Source organism: Thermosynechococcus sp. B1 (assembly GCF_030322985.1).
In the GTDB taxonomy this organism is placed as follows: Bacteria; Cyanobacteriota; Cyanobacteriia; order Thermosynechococcales; family Thermosynechococcaceae; genus Thermosynechococcus.
Genome location: NZ_CP096573.1, coordinates 395,873 through 421,851 on the forward strand (window position 1 = coordinate 395,873; position 25,979 = coordinate 421,851).

Below are 25,979 nucleotides of genomic sequence, written 5' to 3' on the forward strand. Positions count from 1 at the left end.
ATTGAATCCGTTATTATTTGGCCTTGCAACTGCAGGGGTTGGTGCAGCTGCAGCTATTGGGTTTGGCTTAGGTGCAGCACTTGGCTCTAGTACTGATCATGACACTAGAATAAAAAGAATAAAAGAAATCAAAGATTTAAAACTAACAATTATTGACGCGCTTTATGTAAGTTGGGAATCATCATTAGGGGCGTCTCAATTTAACAATAAAGTTGTTGAAGCGATCACAAGATGGGTTACAGCAATAATAGATGACTCAAGAGAAAGGATTCAAGAAACAGTAAAACAAGTTTCCGAAACATCAATAGAATACTTAAATAGCCAACGTTATGAAATAGAGCAAAAAAGACAAGGAAATGAAGATGATTTAGATTACTTAAATCAGCAGAATAATTTGATAATTGATAATCTGACTGAATTAAAGAAAATAGCTGGGGTTGAATCTGTATAATAGGAAACTCCAGCGGAGAGGGTGCAGCGACTCCTGCGCCTTTCCCCCCAAGATAATGCACTTACACCCCAACAGCGCTACAACCGTGAACGGGATGTGAGAGTTGAGTTTGCGATGACCTATTTTGGACAACTGCCACCGTCATGGTTCCAGACTCAGATTGCCTATGCAGAATTCCTCGACTGGCTACTTGCTAGGCTAGGCTTAGGTAATGTTTGGAGCAGCGGATCATGAGTCTTCTGGGCAATATCATTTGGCTAATCTTTGGCGGCTTCCTGACGGGCATTGGCTATATGCTGGGCGGTGTGACGCTGTGCCTGACGATCATTGGCATTCCCTTTGGGATTAAAGCCATTCAACTGGGCTGGAGTGCTTTATTGCCCTTTGGGAAGCAAGTTGTTGAAGCGCCCGCTGCCAACAGCACCCTAACGATGATCTTTAATATCCTGTGGCTTTTGGTCGTGGGCTGGGGTATTGCCCTCAATCACCTCTTTTGGGGGTTGCTCTTGGCGGTGACGATTATTGGCCTGCCCTTTGCACAGCAGCATTTCAAGCTGATGATTTTAGGATTACTGCCCTTTGGCCGTGAGTTGAAGTGATTACCAGTAATGGGGGGCTAGGGTGCCCCCTCCATCCCTTCCTCTGAAGTCCTACTTGAGGATGCCAAAGTAGTAGGCGGCAACCAAGAAGTTAATGGCCAACAGCAGCACAGCCCAAAAGGTACGGAAAGCGTAGGTGGGTTTTGCAGATTTTGTTGCCATAGTTGACATCCTCTGGATAGGAAACGGTAATCCTATTATACGCCGATAGTCTCCTGTATGCTGAGGGCGACGTGATATACTGCAAATCAAACCTAGTCGCGAGCTAGACTGCCTAGGGTATCAAAAAATAATCTGAAGCCCAAGATTGGTCTAAAGGTTGCTAGAGTATATTTTTAAGGCTGCTGATTCGTTATAAGGGTTCTGTTTATGTCTAGTGCATTGTCCGTCACGGATGCCACCTTTGAAGAAGAAGTATTAAATAGTGATATTCCTGTACTGGTGGATTTTTGGGCGCCTTGGTGTGGACCGTGTCGCATGGTGGCTCCCGTTGTTGACGAAATTGCCAATGAGTATCAGGGCAGGGTCAAGGTTGTCAAGGTGAATACCGATGAAAACTCTAAAGTGGCCACCGACTACGGTATTCGCAGCATCCCAACACTGATGATTTTCAAGGGCGGTCAAAAGGTGGATATTTTGGTGGGTGCAGTACCCAAAACCAAAATTGAAGCAACCCTTGCCCAGTTCCTCTAGGTTGGATATGCCCTTGTCACTATGGTTCCTGTTGAGCCAGCGATCGTCATCCATGTCAATGGCACTCCTCACACCTTGAGGCGATCGCTCTCAATTCCAGAACTCTGTGACCTGCTCAATATTCATCCCCGCCTTGTTGCCATTGAATACAATGGTGAGATTTTGCATCGGCAGTTTTGGGACACCACCTATGTGCAGGCGGGCGATCGCTTGGAAATTGTCACGATTGTCGGTGGCGGCTGATGCGCGGGTGGCGATGGCCTCTAATTGCGCTACTGGTTTGTCTATGCACCCTCAGCCTCGGAAGCTGTGCTGGCCTAATTACGCCGCAGGGCAACCAATTGGTGACCGCCGTCACCTCAGACCCAAAAACCTTTAACTATGCCCTGAGCCAAGAATCTCCCAATGTCTTTGGCTACCTTTACACAGGGTTAATTCAAGAAAATGGCCTTACAGGTGAGCTGGAGCCAGCCCTTGCTGAGTCTTGGCAAATCAAGCCTGAAACCCTCGAGATTGTCTTTCAACTCAAGCCGAATCTGAAATGGTCGGATGGGATGCCCCTCACCAGTGAGGACGTGGTCTTTACCTACAACGAGATCTATTTCAATCCGGAAATTCCCACCAGTAGCCGCGATATTCTGCGCATTGGCCAGAAGGGGTTGCTCCCTGAAGTGACGGCCCAAGGCGATCGCCAAGTAACCTTTAAGCTCCCCGAACCCTTTGCCCCTTTTTTACGAAACACGGGTCTGCCGATTTTGCCCGCCCATCTGCTGCGGGAGGCCGTACGAGAACGGGATAGTCAAGGGCGGTTGAAGTTTTTGTCAATGTGGGGAACTGATACGGATCCACGGCAGATTGTGGGGAATGGTCCCTTTGTCATGGATCGCTATGTGAATAGCCAGCGGCTGATTTTTCGGCGCAATCCCTTTTACTGGCGATCGCCCCTACCCCATCTTGAACGGTTTATTTGGCAAATTGTGGAATCCACCGACACCGCCATGCTGCAATTTCGCTCAGGCGGTCTGGATTTATTTGCCGTTACCCCTGAGATGTTTTCCCTCCTCAAGCGGGAAGAAAAGCGCGGCCAGTTTCGCATCTACAACAGTGGACCGAGTCCCAACACCCTCTTCTTGTGTTTTAATCTGAATCGTGGGCGGCGCAATGGCAAGCCCCTCGTAGATCCGGTGAAATCGGCGTGGTTTAACGATGTCCGCTTCCGGCAGGCAGTGGCCTATGCCCTCGATCGCCAGCGGATGATTAACAATATCTACCAAGGCCTAGGGGCGCCCCAACACTCAACGATTCCCGTACAAAGCCCCTTTTACTTCTCCCCAGAGCAGGGACTGCCCACCTACCGTTACGATGTGGCCAAAGCCAAGGCATTACTGCAAGAGGCAGGCTTCCGCTACGACAATCAAGGTCGCCTCTTTGATGCTCAAGGGAACCGCGTCCGCTTTTCACTGATTACCAATGCGGGCAACAAAATCCGTGAGGCGATAGCGACACAAATTCAGCAGGACTTGGGGGCGATCGGGATGCAGGTGGATCTGCAATTTTTGGCTTTTAGTACCCTAGTAGATCGCCTGTCCAATTCCCTAGAGTGGGAAGCCCACATCCTTGGTTTTACAGGGGGTGGCAATGAACCCAATAGCGGTGCCAATATCTGGCGCGTGGATGGCCTTTTGCATACGTTCAATCAGCAACCGGCCCCCAACCAACCTCCGATTACGGGTCGAGTCGTGGCTGACTGGGAGCAGCGCATTAGTGATCTCTATGTACAGGGGGCACAGGAACTCAATCTAGAACAGCGCAAGCAAATCTATGCTGAAGCCCAGCGGCTGGCTCAGGAATATCTCCCCTTTATCTACTTGGTGAATCCCCTCTCCCTCACGGCTTTTCGCAATCATGTGGTGGGCGCGAATCCCACCGCTTTAGGGGGAGCGCTGTGGAACCTCGATGAACTGAAAGTGGAAATGGCAGCCATGGATTAGGCCTCTTCGGGTTTGGTCTCCGGTGGCACTTCGGTTCGGTTGTCTGCGGCTAACTGTACCTTGGCCTGTTGCCATAGGGCTTCCAGTTCTTCTAGGGTGTAAGTTTCAAGGGGGCGATCGATGGCAGCCTCAATGCGTTCGAGGCGTTGGATAAAGCGTTGGTAGGTTTGTTGCAGGGCATTCACAGGATCTAGTTGGCACCAGCGGGCGAGGTTAATCACACTAAAGAGCAGATCCCCTAATTCGGCAATCTGGTGTTCGGCATTCCCTTGTAGAAGCGCCTCTTGAAACTCCGCCAGCTCCTCGTAAAATTTCTCCCACGCACCGCTAATGGTCGGCCAATCTAGGCCAGCGCGACTAGCTCGCTCCCCAATTTTCATCCCCGCCATCAGGGGGGGCAGGGTACGGGCATAGCGTTGCAGCTTTTGACTCAGGGGGAGAGGTTCTTCTGTCCCTTTTTCAGCCGCTTTGATTTGCTCCCATTGGTCGCGCACCTCTTGCGCAGTGGTGAGAGCCACTTCACCAAAGACATGGGGATGGCGACGGATCAGTTTATCGGTAATTCCTTGAATGACCTGGGCAAGGGTAAATTGGTTGGCTTCTTGGGCCAGTTGACTCTGGAGCACGACCTGAAGCAACAGATCCCCTAATTCTTCGGCGATCGCCCTACTGTCTCCCTCTTGAAGGGCATGGACGACTTCATAGGCCTCCTCAAGAACGTAGGGAATGAGGGTGGTGGGTGTTTGCTGCAAATCCCAAGGGCAGCCTCGCTCAGGATGGCGCAGTTCTCGAACCACGTCAATCAAGCGTTGAAACTGAATCAGTACCTCTGGTAGGGGGGGTGGCACATACAGTTGTAGCGGGCAGGTGGCCTCCGTTAGTTCTGCTAATTCGCCAAGGGTGAGGAGTGTGCTCTGGTGTTGGGCGTCAATGAGTGTCAAGGGTGTCTCTAAAGGCCAGTGGTGGCGGAGGTGGTGTGCCAAGCGGTGGGCGATCGCCAGCGTCGGAATCTCCGTAATCAGACCCCCTTCAGGCAATTCTGTTGCTTCTGCCAAGACAGTTGCCGCCGACAAAACAGTTAAGGACATGGCCATAGGCGCAATCACTGGACGCTGCATCACGATTGTTTGCCTATCATCGCCAATTTCCTGAGGTTCTTGCTAGGGGTCTCCCAAATGTTGCCCGTCAGGTGGCTGCCCTTAGGGTCAATTGAAAGGAGATAAACTAAGTGTAACGAAACATTTCTTTAGGCTAATCATGGCAGATTTTCTGTTGCGAGCAACGGCTGCGGCTGAAGGCATCCGTGCAGTGGGCGTCATTACCACTCAACTCACCGATGAAGCCCGCCAACGCCACCAACTGTCCTACGTGGCCACGGCTGCTTTGGGACGAACCATGGCCGCTGGCTTAATTCTCGCCTCTAGTTTCAAACAGCCCCAAGCGCGGGTGAATGTGCGCATTCAAGGCAATGGCCCCCTAGGAACGGTTTTCGCGGATGCGGGTGCCGATGGCACAGTTCGCGGCTATGTGCAGTATCCCAGTGTTGAACTGCCCCCCAATGCCAAGGGCAAACTGGACGTGGGTGCGGCAGTGGGTCATCAGGGGTATCTCTACGTCATCCACGATCTTGGCTACGGCTATCCCTATTCCAGCACGGTAGAGCTTGTCTCCGGGGAAATTGCCGAAGATGTCACCTACTACCTCGCCACTTCAGAGCAAACCCCCTCAGCCCTCATGTTGGGTGTTTTTGTTGAAGAGGCCGGGGTGACTGCCGCCGGTGGGTTGATGTTACAGGTGCTACCCAAAGCTGCCAATGATGAACACCTGATCGCCACCCTTGAACAACGGGTGGCCAATCTCAAGGGCTTTACACCCCTGCTACAGGCGGGGCGGACACTGCCAGATATCTTTCAGGAACTCCTTGGGGATATGGACTTGCAAATCTTGCCCCAACGGCAAATGGTGCGCTTCCACTGTGGCTGTTCCCATGAACGGATGCTAGCGGCACTCAAGCTCCTAGGGGAGGCAGAATTAAAGGATATTCTAGCCACAGAGGCGAAGGCGGAAGCCACCTGTCAGTTCTGTAATGCTGTCTATTGGGCGGATCAGCCGATGTTGGAACAGTTGATTGCGGAGTTGGCCACTGCCTCAGTCTAAACTCTTGTTTCTGAGGAGTTTGTGTCATGTCCAGTGTGGTTGCGACTGCCCAACCCCCGTTGGATTTTCTCCCCCAGCGGTTTAGCTATCCAGTTTGGTGGACGGCGGCACGACTCCTGCCCTTTTACATCCGCTACGGCCTTGGTCTCAATCGGGTGGAAGGGGTGAATGTCGAGACCCTTGCCCGTTATTACGAACAGTTTCAACGGGGGCAGGTACGGCTGCTGATTGCCTTTCGCCATCCTTGTACGGATGATCCTTTGGTGATGGGCTACCTGATGTGGCATCTGTTGCCCCAGACCGCTCAGCGACTGGGGATTCGGCTGCAACCACCGACAAATGGTTATTTTCTCTACGATCGCGGGATTCCCCTCTGGGCAGGGGAGCAAATTGGTTGGCTCTTTTCACGGTTGGGGGGGATTTCCATCATGCGCGGCAAGCTCGATAGCCAAGCCCTGCGATCGGCACGGGAGTTACTCTTGGAGGGACGATTTCCCCTAGCAGCAGCGCCGGAGGGGGCAACGAATGAACACAATGAACTGGTCGCACCTTTAGAGCCGGGCGTGGCACAACTGGGATTTTGGTGTCTGGAAGATTTAACTAAGGCGGGGCGATCGCTCCCTGTGGTCATTCTCCCCGTTGGCATTCAGTACAGCCTCAGTCAGCCCTCTTGGGAACGCATGGGTTGGCTGATGACTCAACTGGAAAACCGCCTCGGCTGCCCCACCAATAGCGACAGTACCCAGCCAGAGGAACTCTACCGCCGCCTGCTCAATTTGGCGATGCACCTACTGGATCGCCTAGAGACCTTTTATGCCACGTCCTACCGCCAAGTCTTTCCAGAGCTGCCCCCCTTTGACTCCCCCAATGCGGAATTGGCGGCACGAATTCAGCGACTCCTCAACAGTGCCCTTGTAGTGGCAGAGTCCTACTTTGGTCTTAAGGCCAGTGAAGATTTTGTGAGTCGCTGCCGACGGATTGAGCAGGCTGCTTGGGAACGGATGTTTCGCGGTGATTTGGCACAACTGTCTGCCGTAGAGCGCTGTCTAGCCGATTGGTTGGCCGAGGAAGCCAATGTGCGATTACGTCATATGCGCCTTGCGGAGCGATTTACCTCGATTACGGGTAGCTATATCCGTGAGAAATTCACGATTGATCGCTTTGCCGATGTGGCACTGATTCTCTGGCGGACGTTTGATTGGCTCGAGGGAAAAAGCCCAAATGTGAATCGCTTGGTGGGCTTGCGGCAGGTGCGCCTCAGTGTCGGAGACCCGCTCAATTTAGAGAGCTATTGGCCGCTGTATCGGCGCGATCGCCAAGGGGCACGTCAGGCCGTCAAGGAAGTCACTGATCAGATTCGCCAACAATTTGAAGCCTTGATTGTGCCTACGGATTCTTAGAGGGATTCAAGCCAAGCACAGGAGCGATCGCCCCTCCTGAAGCTGCTGCAGTGCCCTAAACAGATCGCGGGTCAGCTGGGGAGCAGTATGTTTGGGGTGGGTGACATCGTAATTGCCCGTACTCAAGGGGGCACCAATGATCACCTTGACCTCGCTTCCCCACTGCGGATAGGGCTGAGCATAATCGAGTAAAATCGGCAGAATCTGGATCGCTTCTTGACAGCGCTGAGCTGCCTGAAGGGCTAAACGCGCCAAGCCCGGCTTTAGGGGATGAATCTGGCGATCGCGAAAGATATTGCCCTCAGGAAAGACCACCAACGCCTGTCCCTGCCGCAGAAGTTCCACACCTGTCCGCAAGGCACTCACCGAAGGCGCTTGGGTATTGACGGGAAAACCACCACACTGACCAATCACCCAGCCTTGCAGTCCCAGCATTTCATCGTGGGAGACCATGTAATAGAGGTCGCGGCCACTCACCCGCCGTCCCGTCACATAGGGAATAATGAGCGCATCCCAACGGGAACGATGGGTGGGTGCCAAGATCACAGGCCCCCTTTTGGGTATCTGCTCCTGCCCTTGCACCTCAAGGGTACGAAAATAGCGCCGCAGGACAATATCCCCCACCAGACGGTACATCAGGGGAGTGAGGAGAGGCGAAATGTGGGGGAATGAGGACTTGACAGAATCTAGCATCAGGCGTGAAGAGTGAACCGGCTGTGACACACAAGGACTAGCCTAGGGCGATCGCCCGAATCTGGCTAGGGATGGCGAACCAGTTCGCAAATTGGCAAATTGAGTTCCAGTGAGTTATTGGCTTAGTTATTGGCAATACTCAGAATCCAAGTCCCGATATAACGCATCAGGGGAATATCGCCGGGGGAGCCAATGCGCGCATTGAAGTAGTACATCCCGCCATGATTGGGATTGCGGACATTGTTCAAGACAACTTGTACTGGCGTACCTGCGGGAATGACCTCTGCGGGCACAATGTCAATGACGCGGTTATCGCGGTCAAGGGACACCTCCGCCAATTCAATTTTTTGGCCAAGATTACGGCGGAATTGAAAAAAGCGATTCCCGCGATCGCCCCCTACCCGCACCTCGATACCCCTAGGATCAATAATGCCATTGTAGTAATCGGGATAAGTAATGTTAATGCGATTAATCGCGACTTTTTGTTCACCCAAGCGCAGCCAGTAGCGATCGCCCATAAAACCGGGGGTGCCGTTTTCTAGATGGTATTGGAGTTGCTGCCGTCCACTAGGGCCATCTCCCCAAGTAAACGTAAAGCCCTGATTGGCTTGGGCTCGCACAAGGGCAGGGGTCACAAGACCAAGACTACACCCCAACAGAATCAGAACCGGTAGGAAACGCTTCACCATAGACAACCCTATTACGACACACCACAGATACCTGACTTTCAGACGGGGAGGATTCGCTAGACGTTCCCCTACGGATCAGTCTGCTTAGTATCCTAACGGCAAAGAATCACCATTGCGAAGAAAAATTAAACTTTGTTGAGAGATTTTTCCTTAGTTGCTGGTTTGCTGCACGAGCTGGGCAAAGAATCCCCCACGACTGGTGACACTGGAGGGAGCATCCTTATCAGCCATTTGCACAGCCACAATTTCTGAGGTGAGGACAGTTAACTTCTTGCCCACTTGGCGATCGCACGTCAGTTCGAGGACAGTCGGGGTGCCACTGGCCATCGCCTGCTGAATTTGCTGATAGGCTGCTGTCGCTGCGGCACTTTCCTTGCGTTCAATGCTCACGGGCATGGGGACATGACGCAGAATTAAATCAATCGTGTACATTGCGTTCTTTAATCACTCAGGCTAGGTTCGTATATTCTTCACTGTAAAACGCTGTGGCCAGAAAATCATCGGTGACTCAACGTACTTGTCCACTGTTGGTGGAGCGATCGCAATAGGGGCACATCGACATAGGTCGTCCAACCCACCTCACCGTGAATCACTTGAAAGGGGTAGTCGGGTTCCCCTAAGCAATCCAAGACAAGCGCTGCATCCCGAAAATCATGATCCTTGGTGTAGTCGGTGATCGTGATAATGGTCGCTAGGCGACTGGCGGTGGCTGCCTGAATCCCATTGGCGGAATCCTCAAAGGCAAGGCACTCTTGGGGCGAGAGGCGCATCTTTTCAAGGGTGTAGAAGTAAATATCGGGCGCAGGTTTCTTGGCGGGCACCACATCCCCAGCGGCAATCACCTCAAACCAACTGACGCCATCAGCAGCAAGGGCATTTTCAAGGAGCGCGGTGACATTGGCAGGGGTGGTCGTGGTGGCGATCGCTAAACGTAATCCTGCTTCACGGGCTTCAGTGAGCAGCCGTTTCACCCCCGGCCGCAGGGGAATCGCCCCTTCTGCCAATAGCTCCGTATAGTAGCGGGTCTTCGCCTTGTGCAGGTCGGCAATCAGGGCATCCAAATTTTGGGGACGTAGCCAATCGGGACGAAAGCGATCAAGGTAATACTTCATCCGCTCCTTACCCCCCGCCACCGCCAGCAGTTGACCATAGAGGGGAATATCCCACTCCCAATCTAGGCCTGCCGCAGCAAAGGCTTTATTGAAGGCAATGCGATGGCCGTCCCGCTCAGTGTCCGCTAAGGTGCCATCCACGTCAAAAATCAGGGCTTTGAGGTGAGCCATAGAGGGTTTTTACTCTACCCCTTTTAGGGGAAAACTTAATGGAATGACTGTAATTTTACCAGTCGTGCTCGCACTGCCTGATGATTGCCCACGGGTTCACGGAAGTGCCAAGTTTCCTCAGGACCAAGGCCATAAACCTGTACCGAAACGGCACCGACCCGCTGCCCGGCCTTGTCAAAGAGTTCAAAATCCGCCTGAATCATGCGAAAGTGCTCTTCACTGTAGTTTTTCAGAACGCCCACAATAAACGGTGCACCGCCCTCGAGGTGCCACTTAAAATCGGCCATGGTGACGCCTTGTTGCGCAAGGGTACCGCCAATCAACTGCTGCATGCGTTGCTGTTGCTGCCACTGACCGAGATGATAGCCAAAGATCACTAGTAAACTCACAACCCCAGCGGCGATCGCCACCACCCACGGAGCTGAGGAAGCATACACAGGGGCAGCTAGGGCTGGGTTGGGGGGGCGTAGATCAATCACCTCTTCCCAATCGGGTTTAGGCGACCCTTGAATGCGGCCAATAATTTTAATGCGGGCAATATCGTCGAGGTGAAACTGTCCCAAGCGGGATTTGAGCAGATCCACCAAGGCAGAATAATGGGCAACGGTGCCGGGGGGCTTATTCAAAACAATGTTTAATTGGTTGCGAAACTGATTGACTTGAACCACAACGGCATGTTCTGAAAGAACGTCCTGAAGGATTTCACGAATTTGCTCAACTTGTAGTAGCCCCATGCCCGCAACCCCTACCTTGTGGCAACAGAATGACTGTTGGGCAACCTTTGCTTACCGATGGTAAATCTGCCATTCTATGTGCCAGTGTACACAAAGTCCCAGTGATACAAATCTGTGAATTTACGGTATTTTACAGGTGCGGTTCGCAGGCCGACAGCGATCGCAATGGCCACAACGCAATCCCCTTGCCTCAGTGGCAAAACCAAAGGCTTGGAGGAGAAACTGCCAGCGGCAGCCGCGGTGATAGAGAAACTCTTGCATCAACTGTTCTTGAGTGTCTTTGGGCGGCGGTGGCACCTGTGCTAAGGGTTGACGGCAATAGTGAAAAGGGTCTTGCCAGCGGAGTGCCCCCTGTTGATGCAGTAATGCTAGGGTCAATTCCACCTCAGGAAAGTGTTGTCGCAATTGCGGAAGATTACCCCTGAGGGGCAGATGCGTCTGAAGTGCCATGGCGCGATTGTAGGTATCTTGACTTTGGCGCTGAAAAAAGTGCCAACGCTGTTGATCTTCGCAATCTAAACCCCAGCGATCGCTCACCAAGGCCAGTGCCTGTGCTGGTTGGCCATCTCGCCCAGCGCGTCCCACCTCTTGGAGGTATTCACTGAGTTGCAGGGGTGGCTGATAGTGGCAAATCCAACGCACATTGGGTTTATTGACCCCCATACCAAAGGCATTGGTACAGACCACAAAGGGCAGCTTATCCTGCAACCAATCGCTCTCGATTTGGCGTCGCTGTGCTGCCGGTAGTCCGCCATGGTAAGCGGTGGTGCGGTGCCCCTGCTCCTGAAGCCAAGTGGCAAGGGTTTCACAGTCGCGGCGGGTGCGGGCATAGATCAAGCCTGAGGTTCTGCCCTGCTGCTTGAGAAATTGCTGGAGGCAATGGCGGCGATACCCCCGACTCCACACAGAGCGTACGGCTAAATGGAGATTGGCACGATAGGGGCTGTGAATGATCTGCACAGGCTGCTCTAGACCTAAAACCTCAATGAGGGTGCGCTGGGTCTTGGGATCGGCAGTGGCAGTAAAGGTAGCGATCGCCAGCCGCGGGTGCAGTGGTTTACATTGGCGCAGGGCAGGCCGCACGGTTCCCAAGCGACGATAAACAGGTCGAAAGCGATCGCCCCACTGTACAAGGCAATGGGCTTCATCCACAATCAAGCCATTGAGTTGAATCGGTGCTGCACAGAGGTGCTGCCAAAGGGGTGTGGAAAATAGGGACTCCGGCGAAAGATACAGCAAACGGTAGTCCCTTAGGTGCGAGAGAATCTGGCGGCGTTGGCGGCTGGGCAGTTCACTATGATAGGCTGCGGCCGCCAGACCCCGTTGCCGCAATTCAGTGATCTGATTTTCCATGAGGGCAAGCAGCGGCGAGATCACTAGCGTCAATCCGCCCTGCAGCACTGCTGGCAACTGAAAACAGAGACTTTTGCCCGCTCCAGTAGGGAGGACAATTAAGGCATCCCGCCGTTGTAAGAGTGCCGTCATCACCTCTGCTTGAGGCGATCGCAACTCAGAATAGCCCCAGTATTGTTGTAGGGCGGCCTGTATGAGATCTATATCGGCATCCGGCATTGCACTGGCTTAAGCCTTGATGAGAAGTCTCAGCGTTGCAAAAAGCGGCACAGTCTTCTGGGAACAGCAAGAGGAGTGAATTTAGAATAATTTTAAGCAAGAAATCCTAGGATGCCTAAGACCCTTTAGGCCTATCACTGTTGCCGAAGTGTAAAACGCTTATGGAGATGAACCTATGGGCATGAAATTTGTGCCGCTGGTGTGCGTGGCAATGTTGGCAGCGGTGGTCGCTCCGGCAACTGCCCAAAGCCGCCGCCAACCCATCAATCCCCAACAATTTCCCATTAGCCAACCTACCCTACCCCAAGCTTTTGAGCGTATTGATGGCAGTCAGGGGTACTGGCAAGATGATTCGATCGCAGGAGATGCTGCTTTTACATTTGGCGCTCCCACTTTTCGCGATAATGATATCGTGAATCGAGGACGGCGGATCAACTACCTTTCCACCGATGCTTGGTACCAGCAAAGCAACCAACCACCGATTCGCACCCGCGATCTCGATAGCCCCTTCTGCACTTCAATGTATGGTACTCCCTTCCCCTGTAACTTGATGGTGGAGTCTCCCTTACCACCACCGCAACCGCCCTTCTTGACCCCCCCACCCCCCCCAGCGGTGATGCCAGCTCCGCCGGTACGTGCCCTGTATTAAACGCAGTGAACAACATGAAGGATTGGGGGCACTGCCCCCTTTTTTGGTGTTTAAGGGGCGATCGCCAAGGAAAAAACTATAGCATCCGCTATGCAGTTCTATTAAAATAGATTGCAGTGGTTAAAAAGCATTAATAAATGTTTTCTTTTTCTTAAAAGTGTTCCCACTGAACCATTAGCGAACTTTTATTTTTCTGATTACGAGCGATCGCAAAACTTATCGTATATTTCCTTTTACCTTCTTTTTATCTTGTTACCTGTTGAAGGACTAGCTCTTGCTCTCTTGAATCCTGTCAAATTCTCTCCTATAGAATGTATAAAACCCATCGCCTATTCAAACTTCTATCAACGGTTCTTCTATTACACATACATCACTGATCTATAGGTTCTCCCTAATTATGCTTACCCATCAAGAACGGCTCTCAATTTTTATCGATGGGAATAATATGTTCTATGCCCAGCAGAAAAATGGCTGGTTTTTTGATCCCCGTCGTGTTCTCGAATTCTTCACCCGTGATCCCAACATTGTATTGGTGAATGCCTTTTGGTACACCGGCCTCAAGGACATGCAAGATCAGCGTTCGTTTCGCGATGCCCTCATTAACCTTGGCTATACCGTACGCACAAAACTGTTGAAGGAATATTACGACGAGACCCTAGGCAAGTATTACCAAAAGGCCAATTTAGACATTGAAATTGTGATTGATATGTTCAACACCGTCGGTCAGTACGATCGCGTGGTTCTCTTTAGTGGCGATGGCGATTTTGAGCGGGCGATCGAACTCCTGCGCTCCAAAAACACCCACATTACGGTTGTCTCCACCGAAGGCATGATTGCCCGTGAGCTGCGCAATGCCACCGATCGCTACATTGATTTGAACGAAATTCGGCCTTTTATTGAAAAAACTGACTCGCAAAATCCCAACTAAAAAGCGCATCCAGCGATCGCCAGATGCGCAAGCAAATGAAGTGTTTTCTTAAAATGCCTAGAACAGGCCGAGAGTCAGCGACTTATCCAAGGGGAAAGCAGCACCAATCCCCAGCCATAGCGTCACCAATGTGCCAAAGAGGAAGACCGTCATGGCCACAGGACGACGGAAAGGATTCTGGAACTTGTTGACACTTTCAATGAAAGGAATCAGCATCAAGCCCAAGGGAATGGAGGCATTCATGAGCACCCCCAGCAGCTTGTTGGGCACCACCCGGAAAATCTGGAAGGTGGGATAGAGGTACCACTCCGGCAAAATTTCCAAGGGGGTGGCAAAGGGATCCGCTGGCTCACCGACCATGGCAGGATCCATCACCGCTAGACCGATCACAAGGGCGATCGTGCCCATAATCACCACGGGGAAGATATAGAGCAGGTCATTGGGCCAAGCGGGTTCGCCATAGTAGTTGTGGCCCATGCCTTTTTTCAGTTTTGCCCGCAGCGCCGGATTCGTTAAATCAGGCTTTTTCAAAACTTTTGCCATAAATCAATCGTTCTCCTAGAGGGTCAGCAAGGGGGGAGATTACTTGGAGCATAACAAGGGAAACCGCCGAGAATAGCAGGCCCTGTTACATTTCTTGATGCTTGGCTTACAGGGGACCCGAAATGCCCTGCTTACGAATCATCAGGAAGTGCATCAGCATAAAGACGGCGATCGACCAAGGCAGCACAAAGGTGTGCAAGCTATAGAAGCGAGTGAGGGTCGCTTGACCGACACTTTCACCACCACGCATCAGTTCCACCAGTTGATCACCCACCACGGGAATTGCCGCAGGGATACCAGAAACGATTTTGACCGCCCAGTAGCCCACTTGATCCCAAGGCAGGGAGTAGCCCGTGACACCAAAGCTGACGGTAATCACCGCCAAGACCACACCCGTCACCCAAGTGAGTTCGCGGGGTTTCTTGAAGCCACCGGTAAGATAGACGCGGAAGACATGCAGAATCATCATCAAGACCATCATGCTGGCGGACCACTTGTGAATGGAGCGGATCAACCAGCCAAAGTTGACCTCATTCATGATGTACTGCACAGAGGCAAAGGCTTCAGCCACCGTCGGTTTGTAGTAAAACGTCATGGCAAAGCCCGTGGCAAATTGGATTAAAAAACAGGTGAGGGTAATGCCACCCAGACAGTAAAAAATGTTTACGTGGGGCGGTACATACTTGCTGGTGATGTCGTCAGCGATCGCCTGAATTTCGAGGCGTTCCTCAAACCAGTCGTAAACTTTGTTCATAACAGTGATTAGTCCTGCGAAACCGCTGCTTTACTTTGAAAAATGTAACATATGCCCTCTCAGACTTTCCATATTCAGTTGATTGCTGCCACCCACCGTCCGATAATAAAGTCTCAACAGCTTCAGGATGCTGACTTGGGGCTGTCTCCTCTGCTACCTTACTCACAACGACCGCTTGGGAGGCTTTGAGATGAATCTGTTGAAGAAACTCTTTGGTGCGATTTTTGGCCTATTGGGGGCGATCGCGAAACTCTTTGGTTTGGGCAAAAAGGGCGAGTTTTACATTGAATTAGATAAGAGCACGGCGGCCCCTGCCGCACCGCCAACCCCTACTAAAGTGGTAGAACCTGCCCCGACCCCTGAACCTGCTACTGCCCCTCAACCCGCTCAACCCGTTGCCACAGCTCCCGCAGCACCCACACCGACCCCTGTCACCCCCAGTGTTCCCTACACCCGGTTTGCGCGGCGTCGTCCCGGAGCCAATATGGCTGCCTTCTTGAATATGGCGCGGCAAGTTCGTCCCTCTACCTAGGACACCTCATCCACAGAGCATTGGATGCAAAGGGGCTGTTGATGTGGGAATGCCCCTTTTTTTGTGCAAGGTATCCTCTCTGCGCATTGCAAGATGCCCCCAGTTGCAGTAGGATGCTGGCAAATTACGAGGGTGTACAACTATGGGTCAAAAACCGTCAAGCGGATGGGCAGCCGCCAAGGTTTTTGCAGGCTTACTTCTCCTCTTTACCATTGGTGCCTGCGAGGCGGACACCACCACCACAACCCCAACGGGTGAGGGACTGCGCATTGGCTCATTATTGCCCTCAACCGGTGACTTAGCCTCCGTGGGAACCCCTATAGCTGAAGTTGTCCCCCTGCTGGTGGAAACGGTGAATGCCTGTGGTGGTGTTAATGGCCAGCCCGTTACGCTCATTGCTGCCGATGATCAATCCAATCCTGCCTCTGGGGCAGAAGCGATGACGAAGTTGGTGGAGATTGACCGAGTTGCCGGAGTCGTTGGTTCCTTTGGCAGTAGTGTCTCCAATGCCGCCGCCGATATTGCCACCCGGGGTCAAGTGATGCTAATTTCCCCCGGCAGTACGAGTACACTCCTGACTGAACGCGCCAAAAAAGGAGACTTTAACGGCTATTGGGCACGCACTGCTCCCCCCGACAATTACCAAGCCCAAGCCCTTGCCCAACTGGCCAAAGAACAGGGGTATCAACGAGTCGCCACTGTGGTGATCAACAATGACTATGGCCGCAGCTTTGAGCAGGAATTTACCCGCGCCTTCAAAGCCCTAGGGGGCACAGTGATCAATGAAGACCGCCCGACCCGTTATGATGAGCGGGCAACCACCTTCACGACAGAAGCTGCTGCTGCCTTTGGCGGCAAGCCCGATGCGGTAGTGGCGATTTTGTATCCCGAAACAGGGAGCTTGCTTTTGAAATCCGCTTTTGAGCAAGGTCTCACCCAAAACGTGGCCATTCTCCTCACCGATGGTGTCAAGTCCGAAAGTTTCCCTGAGCAAGTGGGCCGTACTCCCGATGGCAAATATATTATTGCCGGTGCCAAGGGAACGGTTCCCGGCGCCGATGGTCAAGCCCTGAGTCGCCTGCGAGAACTGTGGCGTGCTAAAAAAGGGAGCGATCTGCCGGCCTTTGGTGCCCAAGCTTGGGATGCCGCCGCGCTCCTTGTACTGGCTGCACAAGCCGCAGGACAAAATACGGGTGAAGGGATTCGCAGCAAAGTGCGAGAGGTGGCCAACGCACCGGGGGAAGAAGTGGATGATGTGTGCGCTGCCCTAGCGCTGCTGCGGGAAGGCAAAGAAATTAACTACCAAGGCGCTAGTGGCAATGTCGATATTGATGAAAATGGCGATGTTGTGGGGGTGTACGACATTTGGCAGGTCACGGATGACGGTAAATTAAAGGTAATTGGTCAAGTGAATCCCCAAAAACCCTAGGCATGGCAAGCACCTTTTCCTTTGATATTGTGAGTGACTTTGACTGGCAGGAGCTGGTCAATGCAGTGGATCAAACGGAGCGAGAGATCAAAGCCCGCTATGACCTCAAGGATACCCAGACCACCCTTGAATTAACCAAAGAGGGACTGACGATTCACACCAATAGTGAATTTACGCTCAATTCAGTGCAAACGATTCTGCAACAGAAGGCGGCGAAGCGGCAGTTGTCTCTGAAAATTTTTGACTATGGGCCTGTGGAAGCAGCGGGTGGTCAACGGGTCAAACAGTTGATCAAATTGCGGCGCGGGATCAATTCAGAACTAGCCAAGGAGATTAGCAAGCTTATCCGCAATGAATTTAAGAAGGTGCAAGCCTCGATCCAAGGGGATGTGGTACGGGTCAGTGCCAAATCAAAGGATGATCTACAAGCGGTGATCCAACGCCTGAAAACTGAGGATTACCCCGTGCCATTACAATTTACAAATTACCGTTAGTGGTTCAAGGGTCATGTTGGGGTCTGTATCGCTGGGAACGTTGGGGTTAATTGTCGGTTCACTGCTGACGGTGGTGGGAGTGGTGGCCTATGCCACGGGGAATGCCACCTTGAATCTAGCGGGCTTTTTCTACGGTGTGCCCCTACTCTTGGGCGGCTTGGCACTCAAAGCGGCGGAACTCAAGCCGGTAACCTATCGTGAAGCCCCCACCGCGGCGGCGATCGCTGGCCGTGCCCAAGCAACCCCCACCCAAACCCAAATCCGTAAGGATGTCACCCGCTATCGTTATGGCCAAGAAGCACACCTAGATAGCACATTGGCCACTTTAGGCTTGAGTCCCTCGGATGCTGAGCGTCCTGTCTTAGTGGCGATCGCCGAGACCTTAACGGACGGTGCCTATACATTAATTTTAGAATTTGACTCCCCGGCGGTTCCCCTTGAGGTGTGGCAATCGAAGCAAGCCAAGATGCAGACATTCTTTGGCCCCAATATTCGGGTAAGTATTATGGATCAGGGAAACAACCGTGTGGCGGTGGCACTCATGCGCGAGTAAGGCTGTGGTCAACCCTGTTCCAGTTGACTAAGATGATTGGTAAACCGTTTTGCCTTGAATTCAGGTGTTACGATAGCATCATCATTGCGGCATTCTAGCCTAAAGAGTAAGACTTTTTTGCAAGCAGTCTCCTCCTAACAACGCATTTTTGGAAACGGCGATTACGGCTATGGGTAAAGTCATTGGCATTGACCTTGGAACCACCAATAGTTGTGTGGCAGTCTTAGAAGGGGGGAATCCCGTCGTAATTCCCAGTGCAGAGGGCGGGCGCACCACCCCTAGTATTGTTGCCTTTGGCAAATCGGGCGAACGGTTGGTGGGTCAACTGGCGAAACGGCAAGCGGTCACCAATGCCGAGAACACGATTTTCAGTATCAAGCGGTTTATTGGTCGCCGCTGGGAGGAAACCGCTGAAGAACGGGCGCGCGTGCCCTATACCTGTGTGCCGGGTCGCGATGGCATGGTGGATGTGCAGATTCGCGATCGCACCTATACCCCCCAAGAAATTTCCGCCATGATCCTGCAAAAGCTGAAGCAGGATGCGGAAGCCTATCTGGGGGAACCCGTGACCCAAGCCGTCATTACTGTGCCAGCCTATTTTAGTGATGCGCAACGCCAAGCCACCAAAGATGCGGGGGCGATCGCCGGCCTTGAGGTAATGCGCATTATCAACGAGCCAACGGCAGCCTCCTTGGCCTACGGCATCGACAAGCAGGATCAAGATCAAACCATTTTGGTTTTTGACTTGGGCGGGGGCACCTTTGATGTCTCGATTCTGCAACTAGGGGATGGCGTCTTTGAGGTGCGCTCCACAGCGGGGAATAACCACCTAGGGGGCGATAATTTTGACGAATGTATTCTTGATTGGCTCTTGGCCTGTTTTAAGGAGCAGGAGGGGATCGATCTCTCGAAAGATAAAATGGCACTGCAACGCCTGCGGGAAGCCGCCGAAAAAGCCAAGGTTGAGCTGTCGGGAACCCTGAGCACTTCCATTAACCTGCCCTTCATTACGGCTGATGAAACGGGGCCTAAGCACCTTGAAATGGAACTCACCCGCAGTAAGTTTGAGGAACTCTGCGCCCACTTGGTTCAGGCCACCCTCGAACCCATGCAGCAGGCGATCGCCGATGCGGGTCTGACTGTTCAGGATATTGACCGCGTCTTACTCGTCGGTGGGTCTACTCGTATTCCTGCGATTCAGGAGTTAGTGAAGCAATTCTGTGGCAAAAATCCCGATCGCTCCGTCAACCCTGATGAAGCCGTTGCTGTCGGGGCAGCTATTCAAGGGGGCATTCTGGGCAAGGAAACGACGGTCAAAGATCTCCTGCTGCTGGATGTCACGCCCCTCTCTTTGGGGTTGGAAACCCTGGGCGGTGTCTTTACCAAAATTATCGAACGCAATACCACCCTCCCCACCAGTAAGACGCAGACCTTTTCCACGGCTACCGATGGCCAAACGGTCGTGGAAATTGCTGTCTATCAAGGGGAGCGCCCGATGGCAAAAGACAATAAACAACTGGCCTGCTTTGAACTCACCGGCATTACTCCCGCCCCTCGGGGTGTGCCGCAAATTGATGTCACATTTGATATTGATGCCAACGGTATCCTGAGTGTGTCTGCCGTCGATCGCGCCACCGGTCGCCAGCAAAGTGTGCGCATTACCAATCGCGGTGGCCTCAGCACTATGGAAATCGAGCGCATGCGCCAAGAGGCAACGATTTATGCCCAAGCCGACCAAATCAAGAAAGAGATTGCCGAATTGCGCAACCAAGCCGATGCCCTGCTGTACAGCTATGAATCAACCATCAAAAACCATGGCATCACATTAACTCCCGATCTACGGGCACGGATTGAGCCGGTGGTTCAGAGTATGCAGGCAGCAATGGTGGATGACAATATTACTCCCGATGAAATTCGCAAGCGGATGGAAGCCCTGCAGCAGGCCTTGGTGACCTTGGGAACGGTGGTGTATCAACAAACCGCAGGCGGTTCCATGATGACCTCAACCCCGACAATGGGGGGTGCTACGATTAGTTCCCAAGCCACTCAAGTTTTAGATAGTGAGGCCACAATAATCAGCGATAATGAAGAAACAGTTGTTTCAGATTATGAAGCGGTTGATTAATTTAGGTAACGGTGGCTATGGCTCGTGATTTCTATGACATCTTAGGTGTCTCACGCTCTGCGGATGCTGAAGAATTAAAACGAGCCTATCGGCGCTTGGCTCGCAAGTATCACCCCGATGTCAATAAAGAACCGGGCGCTGAAGAAAAGTTCAAGGAAATCAACCGCGCCTACGAGGTGCTCTCGGATCCCCAAGCGCGAGCCAACTACGATCGCTTTGGTGAAGCCGGGGTCAGTGGCGTCGGGGCTGCTGGCTTCAGTGACTTTGGCATTGGTGACATGGGCGGCTTCGCCGATATTTTTGAAACCTTCTTTGGGGGTGGATTTGGTGGATTTACCAGCAGTGGGCGGCGGTCACAGGGGCCAACCCGCGGTGAAGATCTGCGCTATGACCTCAAACTAGAATTTCGCGAAGCTGTTTTTGGCGGTGAGAAGGAAATTCGCATTAATCATTTGGAAACCTGTAAAACCTGTCAAGGCACAGGGGCCAAACCCGGCACACGGCCAGTCACTTGTAGTACCTGTGGTGGCATCGGTCAAGTGCGGCGATCGGCACGCACTCCCTTCGGCAGTTTTACCCAATTGACCACCTGTCCAACCTGTGGCGGTTCGGGGGAAGTGATTGAATCTCGCTGTGAGTCCTGTGGCGGCCAAGGCCACATCCAAGTCAGTAAAAAGCTGAAAATTACGATTCCTGCGGGGGTGGATAATGGCACCCGGCTGCGGGTCTCAGGGGAAGGGGATGCCGGTCTGCGCGGAGGCCCTCCCGGCGATCTCTACGTCTATCTTTTTGTCGAACCCGATCCCGAGTTTCAGCGCGAAGGCAACAACATCCTATCGCGGATTAAAATTAGCTACCTGCAAGCGATTCTGGGCTGTCGGATTCCCGTGAGTACCGTGGATGGCGAAGCAGAACTGAAGATTCCCGCAGGCACCCAACCCGGTACGGTGTTCATCCTAGAAGGCCGAGGCGTCCCCCGTGTGGGCAATCCTGTGGCGCGGGGCGATCACCTCATTACCGTTGATGTCGAAATTCCCACCCATATCACCCATGAAGAGCGAGAACTGCTGGAGAAATTGGCCAAGATTCGCGGCGAGCGTATGGGCAAAGGCGGTCTAGAGGGCTTCCTCGGCAGCTTGTTTGGTGGTTAGGGCGTGTTGCCTAAAATAGAAAAAACCGTTGGGGGCGCCGGCCATGCTGACTGAGGTTTTGACAGCACTGGATCAAGGAAATTTTCAACAGGCAGAAAAATTGCTGGCCACCTTGCCTCCTGAGGATCCCCGTGTCCTCCTGTGCCGAGGTCAACTCTATCTCAAGACAGAGCGGCTAGAGGAGGCGGAGTCAGACTTTCGCCAATTACTGCGGCTGAACTGTGGCCCCAAGCTGACGCAAATGGCTCGGCGTGGCCTCGAAAAAATTGAGCAAATTCGCCAACAGCAGCGGCAACAGGCCATTTTAGCAACCCATGCCGTGGTGGGAGTCGAGCAGCAGGGCGTTCTGGTTTTGGAGGGGGTGGCTGGCTCTGAGCAGCGGACGATCCTCGCCCGTCTTTTGGCCACCATGTTTAAGATTGACCCCTACACGGCGCGACTGTTGATTCCGTCGCGGGGCTGGCGTTTGATCCGCACGGGCAATTTTGCGGAACTCAGGGTCTATTGCCAAGAACTGAAACAGCAGGGGTTTACCCTCTTTTGTGTCCCCTTTGAGGCACTGACAGCCACACCCGTCTTGCAGGTGCGTTATTTTGTGGCCTTGGAGCCACAGCCGCGTGTGGTGTGTACCACTTCGCTCTCGCCAGAGCCAGTGGCGTTAACGTTTACTTGGTCGCAGGTGAGCCAGCGGGTAGAGGGGTTGCTGCCGATTTTTGAGCAGGTGTTCGATCGCGATCGCCAAGGAAAAGTTACCCGCAAAGAACAAATTCAGGATCATGCCCAGTGCTGTGATCTCCACCTCTTTCAGCAAAATCAAATCCTGCGCTTTTATCGCGGCGGTTACCAGTTTCACCAAGGGATTCCCCTCAATCAAGTGGCAGAGGTGATCCAGAGTGATTTGGATTTGGATCAAAATACCTCATGGGTGAAGTGGCGGCAGTTATCGAGTCTGTGGCAGCAGCACTGTGGCGATCGCCCCGTGTGGCAAGACTTTACCAGTTTTGCCGAAACCGCCTTGGACTTTACGGAACTCCTGAGTAAAATTCCCCCCCACATTAACCTCTTTCGCCGTGAGGAAAGTCCTTGGGATGCCGCCTTCATGCTCTACAGCAGTTTGGCCTTTCACCGTGACCGCAGTGGCAGCAACCGCTAAGCTAGAAACAGAAGTCTGCTCGTGCGAGTATCTGTGCTGCACCGACTCCAACAAGCAATTAAAAATGATCTCATTGCTGGTCTGCTGGTGGTGATCCCGCTGGCAACAACGATTTGGCTATCGATTTCTGTTTCCAGTTGGGTCTTGGATCTCCTCACCCGTATTCCTAAGCAGGTGAACCCCTTCAAAACATGGCACCCCCTGTTGGTGGATCTGCTCAATGTGGCGGTGGGGATTGTTGTGCCCTTAACAGGGATCTTGCTCATTGGCTTGATGGCACGCAATATCTTTGGCCAGTGGCTGTTGAACACAGGTGAGAGCATTCTCAAGCGCATCCCCTTGGCGGGCACTATTTATAAAGTGCTGCAACAACTCCTAGAGACGATTCTGCGGGACTCGCGCGATCGCTTTCGCCGAGTAGTGCTCGTAGAATACCCGCGGCCGGGTCTGTGGGCCGTGGCCTTTGTCACTGGCACGATTAATGGTTCATTGCAAACGGTTTTTTCCGAGCCAATGTTGAGTCTATTTATCCCCTCATCGCCTAACCCCACCACCGGTTGGTATGTGATTGCCAGTGAGCGGGATGTGCGAGATTTGGATATTTCGATCGAGGATGCCTTTAAGCTGATTATTTCCGGGGGGATTGTCACACCGGGATCAGTTCCGACCTCGACCCTGCCCCCCGCCCCTGCGTCGTTGCGTTAAGAACTCGTTTTTGAGGATTTACCCATGATTACTGCTCGTCGTGTTGCCCGTGAATTGGCGTTGCTCAGTGCCGCTCAAGTGTTACGCCAACCGAAACTGCTCGATGAAAGTGACTGCCGCAGCTTGATCCTGATGGCGGTACGGACGCTGGCGAGTGATGTGCGCGATACCCTCGAACAGGCCGGCACTGAACTCAGTGAAAGTCAGCGACTGCTCAACCATAGCGAGTTTCAGTTGCCCCACCTCAAAAAGGCACAGATGGTGCTTCAAGATGCCCTCAATCGGGCGGAAAAGGGCTTGAACAAAATAGGTGCTGCCCTCGATTTACCCGAAATTCTCTACTTTGCCCATCAAGAGGAAGTTCAAGCCTACGCGATCGCCCTACTGCGCTGTTTGCAGCGACACCAAACGGAGATTCAAGAACTGGTGAATCGCTCAATGGTGGATTGGCAACTGGAGCGACTGACACACTTAGATCGCGCCATTATTGAAATGGCCGTCGCAGAGATGCGCTATCTTGACGTGGCCAAGCCAGTGGCCATCAACGAAGCGATCGAACTGGCCAAACGCTACAGCGACCAAGGTAGTCATCGCTTTATCAATGGTGTGCTGCGGCGGATCAGTGAAGCCCTTGACACGGCTCAGGCGGCCACTGGTAACTGAAACGACTGCCACAATTGCTGCCGCCCCAACTCCACATCCTCAGGCCGACATTGCCAGTGGGGATGGGCACTCATCACTAAACTTTCGAGGGTTTCGCGATCAAAAAGATGCCAAACAGGGGCACCGTCAACATGGTGGGCGATCGCCAGCAGATTTTCAGCCACGCAGTGAATTTCTAAACAGGTGGCTGCTCGCTGAATTTGCAACTGCTGCCCCGGTAGGAGCGATCGCACCGCATCCATAATCTCCCGTAGTTCCGAGATGCTCTGGACACAGACCCCCGGAATGGCCACCCGCTGCTGGGGATCCCCATTGACTTGCAGCCAATAATGACGGCTGGGATCAATTCCCAGAAGCCAAGGATCAACATCATCTAAGCGATAACGGGGAGCCAAGGAGAGTCCGTGCATCATTTATCCATTTCCTAAATCACAGCATTGATATCTAGCGATCGCAAGGGATCACTCTCGTATATGTAGTGTGATAAGTCTCCTTTATTTGATCAATCAAAGTTAATAATGCTTAATTTTTTGCCCATAGTTGTTAACAAAGCGCCGTTTTGCCACCAGCGAGATCACCGTTTTGTTACGGCAGCTACGGTTATCCGAGAGAAAACGGTTAAAATGAAGTTAAGAATAGGTTAACCCCTGAGAAAAAAGGATAGGTAAGCAATGAATAAATACGAATTTTTACATCCCCACAGCCGTTACCACGGTGAGTTTACACCCGAAAACTTTTTATTTGATGCCAACTTACAGGAGTTTGCGACCCAAGTGAGCTACATTTCCGGTCTGGAAAACAGTGGCAAGCTTTCCCCTCAGGAAGCCTATGAGCAAATTAAACGCCTTTGGAAAGAACTGAAAGCAACCAAAAAAGCGCTGCTAGATACTGCGCCCCCTAGCTAGGCTTGGAGGCGATGAAGCGTCTCCCGAATCAGTTCGGTCGGCACCTGATCAAAAATGTCCACATGGCCAATGGCAGTGGGGAGAATAAACCGCACCTGTTGTGCCTGAACCTTCTTGTCATGCTGGAGGAGTGCCAGCAGTCCCTCGACATCAAAGTGAGGCGGGATCGTTGTCGGTAGTTTTGCTTTGAGAATCAATGCCCGTTGGGCGGCGGCGGCTTCTACTGACCAATACCCCAAGGCCACCGCCAGTTCTCCAGCGGCAATCATGCCAATGGCCACAGCCTCGCCGTGGTTCAAAAGACGATAGTTGCCCATACTTTCAAGGGCATGGCCAATGGTGTGCCCGTAATTCAAAATAGCCCGCAGACCCGCTTCCCGCTCATCCTTGCTGACCACATCCACCTTCGCTTGGCAGGAACGCTGCAGAATTTGGAGCAACTGCTCAGTAGGCAAAGCAGCCATGCGATCCAAGCGCGGCAGCTGACTCAACAAATCAAACAGCTCAGCATCCCAAATCACACCATACTTAATCACCTCTGCCATACCAGCCCGGAATTCTCTGGGGGGCAGGGTTGCCAAAACATCGGGATCAATGACCACAAGACGGGGTTGATGAAAGGCACCGATGAGATTTTTGCCCTGGGGATGGTTCACCCCTGTTTTCCCGCCAATCGCCGCATCCACCATCGCCAAGAGACTGGTGGGAATCTGAACCACGGCAATCCCCCGCAGCCAAGTGGCCGCTGCAAAGCCAGTCATGTCGCCAATGACGCCACCGCCAAGGGCAAAGAGGGTGGAACCCCGCTCTAAACGCTGACTCAGGGCCGCATCATAGATCTTTTCGACGGTTCTGAGGGTTTTGTAGCGTTCCCCTGCTGGCAGAATACAGGGGGTGACCTGCCAGCCTGCTTGCGTTAATGCCTCTTGCACATCCGTGCCGTAGTGCTGCCAAATTTGCGGATTGGAAACGATGAGGGCGGGTGCTTTCGGCGTCAACGGCGTATATTCGGCCAACAGTGCAGGCAACTGCCGCCGTGTGTTGACACCAATGGCAATGCGGTAGGCGTGCTCACCAAGGGGAACGGGAATCAGCGTCGTCATTGTTGGATTTGCTGGGGACAACTACATTAA

31 protein-coding genes are annotated in these 25,979 nt (G+C 52.7%); 19 read left to right on the forward strand and 12 right to left on the reverse strand.

Going from position 1 to position 25,979, the window contains the following annotated elements; all coding sequences use genetic code 11:
- Nucleotide 1: 1 nt before the first annotated feature.
- Together M0644_RS02020 and M0644_RS02025 are read left to right on the forward strand one after the other, a co-directional pair.
- Entirely contained in the window at nucleotides 2–451 is a 450-nt protein-coding gene (locus M0644_RS02020; protein ID WP_286626377.1) for a hypothetical protein, read from the forward strand.
- A gap of 230 nt (nucleotides 452–681) precedes the next feature.
- The gene (locus M0644_RS02025; RefSeq protein WP_286626378.1) at nucleotides 682–1,050 is read left to right on the forward strand and encodes a YccF domain-containing protein; all 369 of its coding nucleotides are present in this window, start codon (nucleotides 682–684) and stop codon (nucleotides 1,048–1,050) included.
- Nucleotides 1,051–1,101: 51 nt separating this feature from the next.
- Here M0644_RS02025 and psaX read toward each other — a convergent pair whose 3' ends face one another.
- Complete coding sequence (gene psaX, locus M0644_RS02030) at nucleotides 1,102–1,212, reverse strand: photosystem I protein PsaX (protein WP_081711791.1); 111 nt, start codon at nucleotides 1,210–1,212, stop codon at nucleotides 1,102–1,104.
- A 207-nt stretch (nucleotides 1,213–1,419) separates the two neighbouring features.
- On the opposite strand from psaX, the gene trxA reads away from it, so the two are divergent.
- The 3 genes from trxA to M0644_RS02045 are packed head-to-tail and all read left to right on the forward strand — an operon-like array spanning nucleotide 1,420 to nucleotide 3,734.
- The gene (gene trxA / locus M0644_RS02035) at nucleotides 1,420–1,743 is read left to right on the forward strand and encodes a thioredoxin (protein ID WP_149817697.1); all 324 of its coding nucleotides are present in this window, start codon (nucleotides 1,420–1,422) and stop codon (nucleotides 1,741–1,743) included.
- A 21-nt stretch (nucleotides 1,744–1,764) separates the two neighbouring features.
- A complete protein-coding gene (gene thiS / locus M0644_RS02040; RefSeq protein ID WP_149817699.1) occupies nucleotides 1,765–1,986 on the forward strand; it encodes a sulfur carrier protein ThiS in 222 nt (73 codons plus the stop codon).
- A complete protein-coding gene (locus M0644_RS02045; RefSeq protein ID WP_286626381.1) occupies nucleotides 1,986–3,734 on the forward strand; it encodes an ABC transporter substrate-binding protein in 1,749 nt (582 codons plus the stop codon). The genes thiS and M0644_RS02045 overlap by 1 nt, the downstream gene beginning before the upstream one ends.
- Here the strand turns inward: M0644_RS02045 and mazG are convergent.
- A complete protein-coding gene (gene mazG, locus M0644_RS02050) occupies nucleotides 3,731–4,852 on the reverse strand; it encodes a nucleoside triphosphate pyrophosphohydrolase (RefSeq protein WP_315863017.1) in 1,122 nt (373 codons plus the stop codon). The genes M0644_RS02045 and mazG overlap by 4 nt on opposite strands.
- 139 nt (nucleotides 4,853–4,991) lie before the next feature.
- Between mazG and hslO the strand changes: the two genes are divergently transcribed.
- Nucleotides 4,992–5,891, forward strand: a complete 900-nt coding sequence (gene hslO, locus M0644_RS02055) for an Hsp33 family molecular chaperone HslO (protein WP_149817703.1) — start codon at nucleotides 4,992–4,994, stop codon at nucleotides 5,889–5,891.
- Nucleotides 5,892–5,917: 26 nt separating this feature from the next.
- Nucleotides 5,918–7,291, forward strand: a complete 1,374-nt coding sequence (locus tag M0644_RS02060) for a 1-acyl-sn-glycerol-3-phosphate acyltransferase (RefSeq protein WP_149817705.1) — start codon at nucleotides 5,918–5,920, stop codon at nucleotides 7,289–7,291.
- Nucleotides 7,292–7,297: 6 nt separating this feature from the next.
- Here M0644_RS02060 and M0644_RS02065 read toward each other — a convergent pair whose 3' ends face one another.
- From M0644_RS02065 to M0644_RS02090, 6 genes are all read right to left on the reverse strand, one after another.
- On the reverse strand, nucleotides 7,298–7,984 hold the full coding sequence (locus M0644_RS02065) for a 1-acyl-sn-glycerol-3-phosphate acyltransferase (protein WP_286626383.1): 687 nt from the start codon (nucleotides 7,982–7,984) through the stop codon (nucleotides 7,298–7,300).
- Between the two features lie 122 nt (nucleotides 7,985–8,106).
- Entirely contained in the window at nucleotides 8,107–8,673 is a 567-nt protein-coding gene (locus M0644_RS02070) for a DUF2808 domain-containing protein (protein ID WP_149817709.1), read from the reverse strand.
- Nucleotides 8,674–8,823: 150 nt separating this feature from the next.
- On the reverse strand, nucleotides 8,824–9,105 hold the full coding sequence (locus M0644_RS02075) for a hypothetical protein (RefSeq protein ID WP_149817711.1): 282 nt from the start codon (nucleotides 9,103–9,105) through the stop codon (nucleotides 8,824–8,826).
- A 65-nt stretch (nucleotides 9,106–9,170) separates the two neighbouring features.
- Nucleotides 9,171–9,956, reverse strand: a complete 786-nt coding sequence (locus M0644_RS02080; protein ID WP_286626385.1) for an HAD family hydrolase — start codon at nucleotides 9,954–9,956, stop codon at nucleotides 9,171–9,173.
- 35 nt (nucleotides 9,957–9,991) lie between these two features.
- On the reverse strand, nucleotides 9,992–10,690 hold the full coding sequence (locus M0644_RS02085) for an FxLYD domain-containing protein (protein WP_190278163.1): 699 nt from the start codon (nucleotides 10,688–10,690) through the stop codon (nucleotides 9,992–9,994).
- 120 nt (nucleotides 10,691–10,810) lie between these two features.
- On the reverse strand, nucleotides 10,811–12,262 hold the full coding sequence (locus M0644_RS02090) for an ATP-dependent DNA helicase RecQ (protein WP_286626386.1): 1,452 nt from the start codon (nucleotides 12,260–12,262) through the stop codon (nucleotides 10,811–10,813).
- Between the two features lie 175 nt (nucleotides 12,263–12,437).
- On the opposite strand from M0644_RS02090, the gene M0644_RS02095 reads away from it, so the two are divergent.
- The gene (locus M0644_RS02095; protein ID WP_149817717.1) at nucleotides 12,438–12,911 is read left to right on the forward strand and encodes a hypothetical protein; all 474 of its coding nucleotides are present in this window, start codon (nucleotides 12,438–12,440) and stop codon (nucleotides 12,909–12,911) included.
- A gap of 397 nt (nucleotides 12,912–13,308) precedes the next feature.
- Nucleotides 13,309–13,839 (forward strand): NYN domain-containing protein, encoded by a 531-nt coding sequence (locus M0644_RS02100; protein ID WP_149817720.1) that lies wholly within the window; start codon nucleotides 13,309–13,311, stop codon nucleotides 13,837–13,839.
- Between the two features lie 57 nt (nucleotides 13,840–13,896).
- Here M0644_RS02100 and petD read toward each other — a convergent pair whose 3' ends face one another.
- Nucleotides 13,897–14,382 carry a cytochrome b6-f complex subunit IV gene (petD, locus tag M0644_RS02105; RefSeq protein ID WP_011056640.1) on the reverse strand — a complete coding sequence of 162 codons (486 nt, stop codon included), beginning with the start codon at nucleotides 14,380–14,382 and terminating at the stop codon, nucleotides 13,897–13,899.
- A gap of 106 nt (nucleotides 14,383–14,488) precedes the next feature.
- Complete coding sequence (petB, locus tag M0644_RS02110; RefSeq protein ID WP_011056639.1) at nucleotides 14,489–15,136, reverse strand: cytochrome b6; 648 nt, start codon at nucleotides 15,134–15,136, stop codon at nucleotides 14,489–14,491.
- 190 nt (nucleotides 15,137–15,326) lie between these two features.
- Here petB and M0644_RS02115 point away from each other — a divergent pair, with 190 nt between their 5' ends.
- From M0644_RS02115 to nusB, 9 genes are all read left to right on the forward strand, one after another.
- A complete protein-coding gene (locus M0644_RS02115; RefSeq protein WP_190278164.1) occupies nucleotides 15,327–15,668 on the forward strand; it encodes a hypothetical protein in 342 nt (113 codons plus the stop codon).
- A 142-nt stretch (nucleotides 15,669–15,810) separates the two neighbouring features.
- Nucleotides 15,811–17,097, forward strand: a complete 1,287-nt coding sequence (locus tag M0644_RS02120; RefSeq protein WP_286626388.1) for an ABC transporter substrate-binding protein — start codon at nucleotides 15,811–15,813, stop codon at nucleotides 17,095–17,097.
- 2 nt (nucleotides 17,098–17,099) lie between these two features.
- Nucleotides 17,100–17,591 (forward strand): YajQ family cyclic di-GMP-binding protein, encoded by a 492-nt coding sequence (locus M0644_RS02125; RefSeq protein WP_286626390.1) that lies wholly within the window; start codon nucleotides 17,100–17,102, stop codon nucleotides 17,589–17,591.
- A gap of 13 nt (nucleotides 17,592–17,604) precedes the next feature.
- Complete coding sequence (locus tag M0644_RS02130) at nucleotides 17,605–18,144, forward strand: DUF2854 domain-containing protein (protein WP_286626391.1); 540 nt, start codon at nucleotides 17,605–17,607, stop codon at nucleotides 18,142–18,144.
- A 169-nt stretch (nucleotides 18,145–18,313) separates the two neighbouring features.
- Nucleotides 18,314–20,269 carry a molecular chaperone DnaK gene (gene dnaK, locus M0644_RS02135; protein ID WP_286627154.1) on the forward strand — a complete coding sequence of 652 codons (1,956 nt, stop codon included), beginning with the start codon at nucleotides 18,314–18,316 and terminating at the stop codon, nucleotides 20,267–20,269.
- Nucleotides 20,270–20,286: 17 nt separating this feature from the next.
- Entirely contained in the window at nucleotides 20,287–21,420 is a 1,134-nt protein-coding gene (gene dnaJ, locus M0644_RS02140) for a molecular chaperone DnaJ (RefSeq protein ID WP_286626392.1), read from the forward strand.
- A gap of 43 nt (nucleotides 21,421–21,463) precedes the next feature.
- A complete protein-coding gene (locus M0644_RS02145; protein ID WP_286626393.1) occupies nucleotides 21,464–22,573 on the forward strand; it encodes a M48 family metallopeptidase in 1,110 nt (369 codons plus the stop codon).
- A gap of 33 nt (nucleotides 22,574–22,606) precedes the next feature.
- Entirely contained in the window at nucleotides 22,607–23,278 is a 672-nt protein-coding gene (locus M0644_RS02150; RefSeq protein ID WP_149817733.1) for a DUF502 domain-containing protein, read from the forward strand.
- A gap of 24 nt (nucleotides 23,279–23,302) precedes the next feature.
- Complete coding sequence (nusB, locus tag M0644_RS02155) at nucleotides 23,303–23,941, forward strand: transcription antitermination factor NusB (RefSeq protein ID WP_149817734.1); 639 nt, start codon at nucleotides 23,303–23,305, stop codon at nucleotides 23,939–23,941.
- Here the strand turns inward: nusB and M0644_RS02160 are convergent.
- A complete protein-coding gene (locus M0644_RS02160; protein WP_149817736.1) occupies nucleotides 23,920–24,354 on the reverse strand; it encodes a hypothetical protein in 435 nt (144 codons plus the stop codon). The genes nusB and M0644_RS02160 overlap by 22 nt on opposite strands.
- A gap of 258 nt (nucleotides 24,355–24,612) precedes the next feature.
- On the opposite strand from M0644_RS02160, the gene M0644_RS02165 reads away from it, so the two are divergent.
- On the forward strand, nucleotides 24,613–24,846 hold the full coding sequence (locus tag M0644_RS02165) for a hypothetical protein (RefSeq protein WP_149817738.1): 234 nt from the start codon (nucleotides 24,613–24,615) through the stop codon (nucleotides 24,844–24,846).
- On the opposite strand, the gene aroB is transcribed toward M0644_RS02165, so the two are convergent.
- On the reverse strand, nucleotides 24,843–25,949 hold the full coding sequence (gene aroB / locus M0644_RS02170; RefSeq protein ID WP_286626394.1) for a 3-dehydroquinate synthase: 1,107 nt from the start codon (nucleotides 25,947–25,949) through the stop codon (nucleotides 24,843–24,845). The genes M0644_RS02165 and aroB overlap by 4 nt on opposite strands.
- Nucleotides 25,950–25,979 lie beyond the last annotated feature (30 nt).

Bases quoted from the DNA above. Each gene is read 5' to 3' on its own strand.
- M0644_RS02025 (WP_286626378.1), top strand. From the start codon at position 682: ATGAGTCTTCTGGGCAATATCATTTGGCTAATCTTTGGCGGCTTCCTG.
- psaX (WP_081711791.1), bottom strand. From the start codon at position 1,212: ATGGCAACAAAATCTGCAAAACCCACCTACGCTTTCCGTACCTTTTGG.
- trxA (WP_149817697.1), top strand. From the start codon at position 1,420: ATGTCTAGTGCATTGTCCGTCACGGATGCCACCTTTGAAGAAGAAGTA.
- thiS (WP_149817699.1), top strand. From the start codon at position 1,765: ATGGTTCCTGTTGAGCCAGCGATCGTCATCCATGTCAATGGCACTCCT.
- M0644_RS02045 (WP_286626381.1), top strand. From the start codon at position 1,986: ATGCGCGGGTGGCGATGGCCTCTAATTGCGCTACTGGTTTGTCTATGC.
- mazG (WP_315863017.1), bottom strand. From the start codon at position 4,852: ATGCAGCGTCCAGTGATTGCGCCTATGGCCATGTCCTTAACTGTTTTG.
- hslO (WP_149817703.1), top strand. From the start codon at position 4,992: ATGGCAGATTTTCTGTTGCGAGCAACGGCTGCGGCTGAAGGCATCCGT.
- M0644_RS02060 (WP_149817705.1), top strand. From the start codon at position 5,918: ATGTCCAGTGTGGTTGCGACTGCCCAACCCCCGTTGGATTTTCTCCCC.
- M0644_RS02065 (WP_286626383.1), bottom strand. From the start codon at position 7,984: ATGCTAGATTCTGTCAAGTCCTCATTCCCCCACATTTCGCCTCTCCTC.
- M0644_RS02070 (WP_149817709.1), bottom strand. From the start codon at position 8,673: ATGGTGAAGCGTTTCCTACCGGTTCTGATTCTGTTGGGGTGTAGTCTT.
- M0644_RS02075 (WP_149817711.1), bottom strand. From the start codon at position 9,105: ATGTACACGATTGATTTAATTCTGCGTCATGTCCCCATGCCCGTGAGC.
- M0644_RS02080 (WP_286626385.1), bottom strand. From the start codon at position 9,956: ATGGCTCACCTCAAAGCCCTGATTTTTGACGTGGATGGCACCTTAGCG.
- M0644_RS02085 (WP_190278163.1), bottom strand. From the start codon at position 10,690: ATGGGGCTACTACAAGTTGAGCAAATTCGTGAAATCCTTCAGGACGTT.
- M0644_RS02090 (WP_286626386.1), bottom strand. From the start codon at position 12,262: ATGCCGGATGCCGATATAGATCTCATACAGGCCGCCCTACAACAATAC.
- M0644_RS02095 (WP_149817717.1), top strand. From the start codon at position 12,438: ATGGGCATGAAATTTGTGCCGCTGGTGTGCGTGGCAATGTTGGCAGCG.
- M0644_RS02100 (WP_149817720.1), top strand. From the start codon at position 13,309: ATGCTTACCCATCAAGAACGGCTCTCAATTTTTATCGATGGGAATAAT.
- petD (WP_011056640.1), bottom strand. From the start codon at position 14,382: ATGGCAAAAGTTTTGAAAAAGCCTGATTTAACGAATCCGGCGCTGCGG.
- petB (WP_011056639.1), bottom strand. From the start codon at position 15,136: ATGAACAAAGTTTACGACTGGTTTGAGGAACGCCTCGAAATTCAGGCG.
- M0644_RS02115 (WP_190278164.1), top strand. From the start codon at position 15,327: ATGAATCTGTTGAAGAAACTCTTTGGTGCGATTTTTGGCCTATTGGGG.
- M0644_RS02120 (WP_286626388.1), top strand. From the start codon at position 15,811: ATGGGTCAAAAACCGTCAAGCGGATGGGCAGCCGCCAAGGTTTTTGCA.
- M0644_RS02125 (WP_286626390.1), top strand. From the start codon at position 17,100: ATGGCAAGCACCTTTTCCTTTGATATTGTGAGTGACTTTGACTGGCAG.
- M0644_RS02130 (WP_286626391.1), top strand. From the start codon at position 17,605: ATGTTGGGGTCTGTATCGCTGGGAACGTTGGGGTTAATTGTCGGTTCA.
- dnaK (WP_286627154.1), top strand. From the start codon at position 18,314: ATGGGTAAAGTCATTGGCATTGACCTTGGAACCACCAATAGTTGTGTG.
- dnaJ (WP_286626392.1), top strand. From the start codon at position 20,287: ATGGCTCGTGATTTCTATGACATCTTAGGTGTCTCACGCTCTGCGGAT.
- M0644_RS02145 (WP_286626393.1), top strand. From the start codon at position 21,464: ATGCTGACTGAGGTTTTGACAGCACTGGATCAAGGAAATTTTCAACAG.
- nusB (WP_149817734.1), top strand. From the start codon at position 23,303: ATGATTACTGCTCGTCGTGTTGCCCGTGAATTGGCGTTGCTCAGTGCC.
- M0644_RS02160 (WP_149817736.1), bottom strand. From the start codon at position 24,354: ATGATGCACGGACTCTCCTTGGCTCCCCGTTATCGCTTAGATGATGTT.
- M0644_RS02165 (WP_149817738.1), top strand. From the start codon at position 24,613: ATGAATAAATACGAATTTTTACATCCCCACAGCCGTTACCACGGTGAG.
- aroB (WP_286626394.1), bottom strand. From the start codon at position 25,949: ATGACGACGCTGATTCCCGTTCCCCTTGGTGAGCACGCCTACCGCATT.